Annotated in this window: 4 protein-coding genes and 2 pseudogenes; 3 read left to right on the top strand and 3 right to left on the bottom strand. The window is 65.5% G+C overall.

Annotated elements, in window-relative coordinates:
- Window positions 1-142 precede the first annotated feature (142 nt).
- Window positions 143-900 (bottom strand): annotated as a pseudogene (locus tag H0W38_RS09075) (transposase); the annotation flags it as partial.
- A 254-nt stretch (window positions 901-1,154) separates the two neighbouring features.
- Window positions 1,155-2,330, bottom strand: a complete 1,176-nt coding sequence (locus tag H0W38_RS09070; protein WP_292453034.1) for an AAA family ATPase — start codon at window positions 2,328-2,330, stop codon at window positions 1,155-1,157.
- 445 nt (window positions 2,331-2,775) lie between these two features.
- Between H0W38_RS09070 and H0W38_RS09065 the strand changes: the two genes are divergently transcribed.
- Together H0W38_RS09065 and H0W38_RS09060 are read left to right on the top strand one after the other, a co-directional pair.
- The gene (locus tag H0W38_RS09065) at window positions 2,776-4,428 is read left to right on the top strand and encodes an ATPase domain-containing protein (protein ID WP_292453032.1); all 1,653 of its coding nucleotides are present in this window, start codon (window positions 2,776-2,778) and stop codon (window positions 4,426-4,428) included.
- Window positions 4,403-5,965 (top strand): ATP-binding protein, encoded by a 1,563-nt coding sequence (locus H0W38_RS09060; RefSeq protein WP_292453030.1) that lies wholly within the window; start codon window positions 4,403-4,405, stop codon window positions 5,963-5,965. The genes H0W38_RS09065 and H0W38_RS09060 overlap by 26 nt, the downstream gene beginning before the upstream one ends.
- Before the next feature lie 553 nt (window positions 5,966-6,518).
- Here the strand turns inward: H0W38_RS09060 and H0W38_RS09055 are convergent.
- A complete protein-coding gene (locus H0W38_RS09055; RefSeq protein ID WP_292453028.1) occupies window positions 6,519-8,507 on the bottom strand; it encodes a hypothetical protein in 1,989 nt (662 codons plus the stop codon).
- A gap of 810 nt (window positions 8,508-9,317) precedes the next feature.
- On the opposite strand from H0W38_RS09055, the pseudogene H0W38_RS09050 reads away from it, so the two are divergent.
- Window positions 9,318-9,757 (top strand): annotated as a pseudogene (locus H0W38_RS09050) (hypothetical protein); the annotation flags it as partial.

Here is a 9,757-nt window from a genome sequence, read left to right as displayed (position 1 = left end):
CATCGAACTGCCCAAGGCCAGGAACGTCGACGACTACGAGGCCTTGCTCCCCTGGCGCATCGCACTGGCCGGCCGCTGATCAGCAGACCGCCATCGGCGCAAGGGCGCGGTCAAATGACCGCTTACCTTCGAACTCCGGCGTGCGATGCGCCGGCGTGGCCTCGACATCCACGATGATCCCGGCGTCCAGATCGATCAGGTAGTTGGTCGAATAGGCATAGAACGCTGGCCCGCCCGGCGCGGCGGTCTTCAACGCGCCGCGGGGTCAGTCAGCGAGACATTCTTGCCCGGCACAGGCGGCTCTGGTGGCTCTGCGTCGTCGTCACCCGTCGGGTTGAACTCTTCGAGCGCGTCGAGGTACTCATGCATGGCTCGGCTCGTTCCCGCGTCCTTGCGCCAGTCGGTGGTCTCGGATCCAGGAACACCACGCGCTCGGCTCGCGTCAGCCTTGATGACGCTGGCATCAATCGCGAATCCTTCTCCGCGGACCAGGCCTTCGCTCATGCATCTGCGCAGCACGCTCTCGAACATATAGCGCAAGGCGTCGCTCTCGCGGAAGCGACCGTGCCGATTCTTGGAGAAGGTCGAGTGGTCGGGCACTGCATCTTCGAGATCGAGTCTGCAGAACCATCGATAGGCCAGGTTCAGATGGACCTTCTCGCACAGCCGGCGCTCGGAGCTGATACCGAAGCAGTAGCCGACGATCAACATGCGCATCATCAGTTCAGGGTCGATCGATGGCCGGCCTGTGTGGCTGTAGAACGGCGCAAGGTGGGTACGCAGTTCACCGAGGTCGAAGAAGCGATCGATACTCCGCAGCAAGTGATTGCGCGGGACGTGATCGTCGAGATTGAATGAGTAGAAGAGTCTGTCCTGGCTGCCACCCTGTTGACCCATCATCGCGATGTGCTCCCGTCAATCGGTTGCCATCAACATAGATCAAATGTCTAAACCTGTCAGGGAGTTTTTCAACAGAACAGGCCATGAACGGTCCTTCAGGTTGCCGGCCTCAACGGCAGCTCAAGACTCGCAGTAGTGGAATGGACTGTGCCCGATCAAATGGGCCGACAATCGAGGCCACGACGATTGCGCTGCTGCACAGCGAACTGCCTGCTGGTGGACCGTCATCGTACGGTCGACCCGCGGCACTGTGTTCAGCGAACCTCTCCCGGCGGCAGCATAAGCGCGTTACGCTCGCGCCAGATCTCCTGCACGAATGGATCGGTCAACCCATACAGCCCATGGCCGCGGCGCATCACGACGTTGGCGACCATCAGCTCATTGAGTACCGCTTGAACCTCGTCGGCGCGAACATCACGACCGAGAACTTGCGCGTAGCCGGCCAGCGAATCCGCCGAGAACAAGCCCTTGGCGTCGCCGTCGATGCCAGCGACTCGCTCGAATACGGCCGTGGCCAGGGCTCCAAGCTGCTCGACTTTCATGATCTCCACGTCTGCCGCAGTGGAGCGCAGCGTGCCCGCAATAACCGGCAGGAAGTCATTGGGGTCGCCACCGGGCGGCAGGAGAGAACGCAGCTCTCGCAAAGCTCGCAGCATCTCCTCGGGTCGAGCGCCGAGAGTGCGGAAGGCCTGCGTGGCCACCTCCAGGCTGGGCTGCGTCGCCAAGCCCTCAATGCGCAGCCGCTCGAGCAGGTGCGCTACGTAGTCTGCATCGAGGACGGGGTAGGCAATCGATGTGGCACCTGCGAAGGCCTGATTCCGGCGAGCCGTCAGTTCGCTCACAAGCGCCCGGTGCGAGCCGGTACCAACGAAGATGAAGTGGCCCGGTGTCCCTGGTCTCGGGTTGATCGCGTCCCGCGCAGCCTTCAACGCGAGCAGCATCTTGTTGCCCTCGTCGGAGGTGATCGCGTGCTGAATCTCGTCGACGATCAACACGATGTCTCCGTGCGCCTGGTCCACCACTTGCGTGAATGCTTCCGCCAGCGTCGCGCCGCCTTCGGTGCCGACGCTCTCGACCTTGAAGCCGAACTTGAAACCCGCGACGGCGATCTCGGCGTTGCGCAGCTTCTTGAGCCGCTCGGCGATAGCACCAGTGGGCGTCTGCACTTCTTGAAGCGCGCGGCGGATGGCGGCGTGCACCAAGGTGGCCGGATTCGCCTGCGTGTTCGACCACAGGTCGACGTAGATCACCAATGCGCCGGCGGCCTCAAGCGCGGGCACCAAGTCCGCCTGCAGGAAGGTAGTCTTTCCGGTGCGCCTTACGCCGGAGATGAACAGGCCTGACCGCAGGCCTTCGTCCAGGACCCCGGGGTGGAGCAGCTGCTGTGCCATCTGCTGGGCCAGGGCGGTGCGGAGAAAGATCCTGTCCATTGGGGAATTTTAGCCAAAGCGGTTAATTAGTTAAAATCCCTAAAACTCCCTACAAGCACTGCCGCGCGCTGAACTCCCAACGTGACCGCCACTTTCGGCACCATGACCGACCGTTTCGGCGATCGTGACCGGCGCCCAGGAGGTCTCTGATGAGGCCCCTGCAGCACCTGGCGGTGTTAAGTAGACCCCAGCCCTTTGGGCACTTATACGCGTTGCGCGGTTGCTGCTGCGCACGCTGGCCGCCAAGCGTGTCGTCGTCGGGTGCCGGTACGGCGACGTCGTCGCGGCCCGAGACGCTCGTGATGCCGGAGGCGGAGCCGACGAAACTAATTCAGCACCGCCGGCGGGTGGCGGACCTTTGCCATAGGCCACAGGCCCTGGCGACATCGTCAGCATCCACGGCATGCCTCTTGCCAGGGCTCGTTGGCCCGCTAAAACAGCCCCAATGCCGCTGAAACCGTCGCGCCTCTTGCTGCAAGATCGCGGCCTTCACCTACAACGCCGCGGAGCCGACAGCGGGCGGCACCAGCAGCGGCGGCTTAAGAGTTTCGTCGAATGCATAACCTATAACCGCAATGGGAGATATGCGATGAGTACGACCATATCCCGTTCAGCGAGCGGTGTTCCGGGTCTGGATGAAGTGCTGCATGGCGGTCTCATCGCTGGGAAGCTCTACATGATTAACGGCGAACCCGGCGCCGGCAAGACGACCTTGGCGCTGCAATATCTGCTGCAAGGCGTGAGGGAAGGCGACACCACCCTGTATGTGACCCTGGGTGAGACGGCGGGCGAACTGCGCGCCAGTGCTGACTCGCACGGCTGGTCGCTCGACGGCATCGAGATCGTCGAGCTGGTCGTCGACGAGCGTGCTCTGCTCGGCGAGTCGGATCTGACGATGTACTACCCGTCGGAAGTCGAACTCCACGAGACGACCAAGCGCATTCTTGAGGCGGTGGAGCGCGTCAAGCCACGTCGCATGGTGCTGGACTCGCTGTCGGAACTGCGCCTGCTGGCGCAGACCCTGCTGCGCTACCGCCGCCAGGTCCTTGCCTTGAACCAGTTCCTGGCCGGCCGCAATTGCACGGCGCTATTTCTCGATGACCGGACGACGGAAAGCATCGACACCCAGGTGCACAGCGTTGCGCACGGCGTCATCGCGCTGGACCGCACCGTGCCCGCCTATGGGCCGGTGCTGCGCCAGTTGCGCATCACCAAGTTCCGCGGCAGCGATTTCATCAGCGGGCGGCAGGACTGCATCCTCACCCGCGGCGGATTGGAAGTCTTTCCGCGGCTGACGCCGAACGAGCATGGCGCGGTGTTCAGCCGCGACGTCGTCCCCAGCGGCGTGCCGGCGCTGGATGCCCTGCTTGGCGGTGGCACGGCCCGTGGTACCGCCACCTTGCTCGTCGGCCCGTCCGGGTCCGGCAAATCGACCATCGCCGCGCAATACGCGGTGGCGGCGACACGGCGGGGCGCGCACGCGGCCATCTTCACTTTCGAGGAGGCCAAGGCGCTGCTGCTGGACCGACTGCGCGCGCTGGGCTTGTCTGTCGACGAAGGCGCCGGCCCGGGCAAGCTCATGGTGCGCCAGATCGACCCCGCCGAGGTGTTGCCGAGCCAGTTCGTCAACATGGTGCGCCGTGCGGTGGAGGCGGAGGGGGCGACCGTGGTCGTCATCGACAGCCTGAACGGCTACATCAACGCCATGCCGGAGAAGCGGGCGCTGATGATCCAGTTGCACGAACTGCTGAGCTATCTGAACAACCGCGGCGTGGCGACCTTCCTCGTTGCGGCGCAGTCCGGTATGCTGGGTGAGGGCCTGCACAACGTCGTGGACGCCAGCTATCTGACGGACGCCGTGGTGCTGTTCAGGATGTACGAGCATGCCGGCGCAATGCGCAAGGCCATCTCGGTGGTCAAGAAGCGCAGCGGCCCGCACGAGGACACGATCCGCGAGCTTTGGTTCGACGCACTGGGCGTGCATCTCGGACCGCCGCTGAAGCATCTGCGTGGGGTGATGACCGGCGTTCCCGTTGAGATCGAGGCTGTTGCAAAACCGGGGGCGGCCTCAAATGATGAACGCGCAGGACGTTCCTGATCACTCGTACAGCGAGCGGGTGATCGTGCTCGCGCCGACGGCTCGCGACGGCGAGGTCACGGCCCGGTTGCTCGCCGGCGTCAGCATTCACAGCGTCTTGGGCCAGGGTTGGCGGCATGCCGAAGACCTCATCCGCGCCGGCGCGGGTGCGCTGATGGTGACCGATGCGACGCTGGCCGACCCCGCCTTCAAGGGCCTGTTGCGCGCCCTGCAAAACCAGCCTTCGTGGTCAAACCTGCCGGTGCTCGCGCTGTGCCGCCATGGGCATCAGGCGTCCGCGCTGCGCGAAGCCGGGTTGCGCAATCTGACGGTGCTGGACCGCCCCACGTCGACCCGCGTCATGGTCAGCGCGGTGAAGACGGCCTTGCGCGGGCGGCGCTGGCAGTACCAGATTCGCGACCAGATGGACTCGCTGCAACAGGCCGACCGCTCGCTGCGCTTGGCGGACCAGCGCAAGGACGAGTTCCTCGCCACCCTGGCGCACGAACTGCGCAACCCGCTGGCCCCCATCCGCACGGGGCTGCAGCTCTTGCTGCGGGTGGCTGATGACCCTGTGAAGCTGCGCGGCGTGACGGACATGATGGAGCGGCAGATGAGCCAGCTGCTGCGCCTCATCGACGACCTGCTCGAGGTGTCGCGCATCTCGACCGGCAAGCTCCTCCTGCAGCGTGAGCGGCTGGATCTGCGGCGCGTGGTGGAGACGGCGTTGGAATCCTGCGCGCCCCTGGTGGCCCGGGGTGGGCATCGGCTCGACGTGGCACTGCCAGACGAGGAGATCTGCGTGGACGGTGACCTCACGCGGCTGGCGCAGTCGCTGAGCAATCTCGTCAACAACGCGGCGAAATACACGCCCGATGGCGGCCGCATCTCGGTGGCCCTCGGCCGCGCGGGCGAGGCGGCCGTGCTGACGGTGACGGACAACGGCATCGGCCTGCCGCCGGACATGCTGACGCGCGTCTTCGACATGTTCGCGCAAGTGAATCGGGCGCTGGAGCGCTCGCAGGGCGGACTGGGTGTCGGGCTGGCCTTGGTCCGGAGCCTGGTCTCGCTGCATGGCGGCACCGTCAGCGCGCAAAGCCCCGGCCCAGGCAAGGGCAGCACGTTCACCATCACGCTGCCCCTCGTGCACGAGCTGCCGCAGGCTGCCGTCTCGGCCCAGGCGGCACAGGGGTTGGCCACACCGCTGCGCATCCTGGTCGTTGACGACAACCAAGACGCGGCGACGTCGATGGCCATGCTGCTGGGCATCAACGGGCACGAGGTGCGCGTCGAGCACGGTGGCCAGGCTGCGCTGGACACCGCAGTGAGCTTCCTGCCGCAAGCCGTGTTCTGCGACCTGGGCATGCCGGGCATGGGCGGCTACGAGTTCGCCACGCGCCTGCGCCAGGACCGGCGCTTTGCCAACGCCCTGCTCGTGGCGCTGACCGGCTGGGGCGCCGAAGAAGACAAGGAGCGCTCACGTGCCGCCGGCTTCGACGCGCACCTGACCAAGCCCGCCAGCGTGGCCGCGGTGGCGGCGTTGCTGGCCCGGCTCTGACGCGCGCGGCGTTGGTCCGGGCGCGGCACGCTCAGGAATTGAGCCATCCACAACTAGGCGTCGCTTCGAGACATCCGCTCTGGCGGCTGCCGGAGCACGCGAACTGACTCCCGTTGCCACGCGGGTGGCCAGGTTCTGCCGACATTCGACGTGACGGCCGCCGCGCTCGTCGCGTGGGTCTTGGCGCGTCGTGCCGAAGGCAAGGAAGCTCTTTTTGAGACCGTGAAGCACCACGGTTCCGACATGAGTCACACGTGCAAGCCAACATGACAACGAACGCGATCACGGCGGCCACGCCTTGCAGCGGTCGACATGTGCCAGGCGTTCTTGCGAACAACCGACCGCTTATGGCGCTGGCGTCAGACCGACAAAGCCGCGTGCATCGACGACCACGACGCATGCGCTGGTGAGGACATGGGCCCGCGCTTGGCCAACTCCGCCTGTTGCGCACACCGCAATTAAACACGCCGGGGTACCGAAATCTGTACCACCCTGGCTCACGGGTCGCGCGGGGCTTCCACGGTGATGAGCCTTGCCGCGCAGTGTCGCAGCGTCAATTGCCGACGATTCCGGCGACCGAACCGGAAGTGAAGCTCAGAGGAATAAACAAACCGTTGCCCACGAATTGCAATTCGACGGCGTCGTACTGCCCGCCACGCAGCCAGCCAGTGGTACCCGGCGTGGTCGTACCGCCGACCGAGGTGTAGAGCCGGCCGCCGGCCACGCCTGCGAAAAGCTTGCTGCCATCGGCCGACGATGCGACGCTGCGCCAACTCCGGCCGCTCTCGCGTGCGGTCCAGGTGATGCCCGAATCGGTCGAGGTATAGACCTGACCGCCACTGTCCACCGCGACGAGCTTACCGCCGTCGGCCGACGATGCGACGCCGTACCAGTTCCGTGCGGTGTCGCGTGGTGTCCAGTTGACGCCCGTGTCGGTCGAGGTGTAGACCTGCTCGTTGATTGCAACCGCCACGAGCTTGCTGCCGTCGGCCGAAGACGCGACGCTGAGCCAGGACCGCACGCTCTCACGTGCGATCCAGCTCGCGCCAGAGTCAGGAGATGTATAGAGCTGTCCGCCGTAAGCCGCCGCCACGAGCTTGCTGCCGTCGGCCGACGACGCGACGCTTTGCCATCCACGATTGGAGTCGCGTGCGGTCCAGGTGACGCCAGAGTCGGTCGAGGTGTAGAGCTGACCGCTGTAGGGCGCCGCCAAGAGCTTGCTGCCGTCGGCCGATGACGCGACGGCTTGCCAGTTCCGGTTGCTGTCGCGCGCGGTCCAGGTGACGCCCGAGTCGGTCGAGGTGTAGAGCTGGCCGCCGTAGTCCGCTGCCACGAGCATGCTGCCGTCGTCTGATGACGCAATGCTGATCCAAAACCGGGTGCTGTCGCGCACGGTCCAGTTGATGCCCGCCGGCGTCGTCGCCAACGCCGTCGAAATGGCCTGCGTCAGAATCGATTGCCCAGCATTCTGGCCAATCTGCCAGCCGCCGCTGCCCATGCCCGTGACGCGCACGATATCGGCCACCGTTGGGCTCGCGGGCAGAGTCACCGTCACGCGCGAGGCGCTCTGCGCTGCATAGCCGGTGTTTCTGCTGGCCTGTACGCTGGCTGAACTAACGCCGATCCAAGTAACGCCTGCGCCATTGCACACATAGCTCGTGGCAGCGACTTCACCGCCGTCGAGCACGTTGTTGGCATTGGCATCTTGCCCAGACGTGATTCGCGTGCCGCCGTAGGAGCAATTCGCGCCCACCGCCTCCGACACTGTGGCGACCAACACAGACAGGCCAGCAGCGCCCGTGGCGCCAGCGGCACCGGGGCTACCCTGGGCACCCTGAGCGCCCGTGCAGACGTACTGCGTACTGGTCACTTCGCTGAGCTGCAGCACGTTGTCGCGGTTGCTATCAACGCCAGACACCACCCTTACGCCGCCCGTGGTGCAGTTCACACCAGCCAGCTCGGCATTCACGCTTGTCAAACTGTCCAAACCGTTGGCACCGGCGGCACCTGGGGCGCCCGTCGCCCCGGTAGCTCCGGCCGCGCCCGGCGCACCGCCGCACACGTAGCTGGTCGCGCTGACCTCAGATGCGTCGAGCGTCGCGTTGCCATTGGTGTCATGGCCGGCAGTGATTTTCGTGCCGCCCACGGCGCATTGCGCGCCCGAGGGCTCACTCTGCATATGCACCAGAGTGCTCACACCTGCCAAGCCCAAAGCCCCTGCCGCACCCGCTGGGCCTGCCGCTCCGGGCACCCCGGCTGCACCTACGGCGCCGGCAATGCCGTTGGCACCATTGCAGACGTAGCTGACGGATGTCACTTCGGCGGCATCGAGCACGGCGTTGTTGTTGCTGTCGACCCCCGCGCTGATGGCCGCACCGCCTGTGACGCAACTCGGGCCCACCGGCTCGATGGCCACGCTGGTGCGCGCACTCCGCGCATCCTGGACGGGCATGGCCCCGTCAACGCCGATGCCATCGTCACCGCCCCCACAGGCGCTGAGCGCAAGGACGAAGGTAACGGCGCTCGCTTTGGCGAGACCCACGATGCCCCGGCGGGGCCAGGGGCTGCTACGGAACAAGTTCATGCGTTCTCCGCGTACAAGATTGTCGGGCGGTAACCGTGCACTCGCACGCGGCCACACCAGTACCCAATCATCCGGAAAAGCGGCGCATCGCAACCTATGGAAATAGGCCGTTCTGGGGCGTCAATTCGATGGTTAGCGGAGACTGGCAAAGTCAAAACTTCACCCGTGACAGTGACGAGCCCGCTGTGTCATCCCTGCGCGACTGATCAGCTGACCGCCAAGTGACGAGCCCGCGACGTTCTTCAACCGGTTGAGTGGCAGCTCATGGCCGACTGCCGGTATCAGTGAACGGCCGGTCTGGAGCAAGTCAGTCGTTTCTGAACTGGCCACAGCCGTGACCTGGCGTGTCGCGCCGGCAGGCGTCGGAGTTGCAAACACGTCGCCAAGGAGGCTGACCATGGTGGGCAAGTGCCGCCGGGCCCTGCTCTGGCGCGGGAACGTGCGCGGCGAGCAGCCGGCCCCCTGCGTCCCACGGACCATCAGCCGTCGAACTGGACCGTCTGAAACGGCTCGACACGTTGGCCGAGCGGCGCGCTATTTCGATAATCATTCTTAGCGCAGTAGCAGTCATCAGCAACTAAACTGGCGCGGTGAAAAAACGACCGCCTGTAACCACTGTCGAGACGATACCGACCGAGTGGCCAGACGCGGCGTTACTCGCATCGGCGATGTCCCAGAAGTTGTTGAACGCGTGAGCTGAGGTGGCGGTTCCTTTCGCCTGCATTCGAAAATGCAGGTGCCTAGCAAGCAAAGAAAGGAACCACCGAAATGAAGTCTCGCACGAAGCCCGCGCTGCGGGTTGTACCGGCTGCCCAGGTGCAGCTCTCGTTGGCCATGGATGGGGTGCTGCGCGACGTGCAACACGCCTTCTATGGGCTGTGTGTGAACGCCGGCAAGCAAGTGTTGGCGGCCATGATGGAAGCTGACCGCGTGGCCCTGTGCGGTGCCAAGGGCGTGCCCGATGCGAGGCGTCGCGCCACGCGCGGTGGCCACACCGCCGGCGCCGTGGTGCTGGGAGGTCAGCGCATCGGCATCAAGCGCCCGCGGGCACGCAGCATCGACAGGGGCGAACTGCGCCTTGCCACCTACGAGTGGGCTGCGCAGCGCGACCCGCTGGATGCGGCCACGCTGGCGGCGGTGGCCGCGGGAGTGTCCACGCGCCGCTACGCCGGCACGCTGGACGAGCTGCCGCCGCCTGAGGAGGCGTT

Source organism: Methylibium sp. (assembly GCF_013817365.1).
Lineage (GTDB): Bacteria > Pseudomonadota > Gammaproteobacteria > Burkholderiales > Burkholderiaceae_C > Methylibium.
This window is presented reverse-complemented; position numbering and strand designations above follow the sequence as displayed.

Coding starts and splice junctions, on each gene's coding strand:
- H0W38_RS09070 (WP_292453034.1), bottom strand. CDS start 2,330: ATGGACAGGATCTTTCTCCGCACCGCCCTGGCCCAGCAGATGGCACAG.
- H0W38_RS09065 (WP_292453032.1), top strand. CDS start 2,776: ATGCCGCTGAAACCGTCGCGCCTCTTGCTGCAAGATCGCGGCCTTCAC.
- H0W38_RS09060 (WP_292453030.1), top strand. CDS start 4,403: ATGATGAACGCGCAGGACGTTCCTGATCACTCGTACAGCGAGCGGGTG.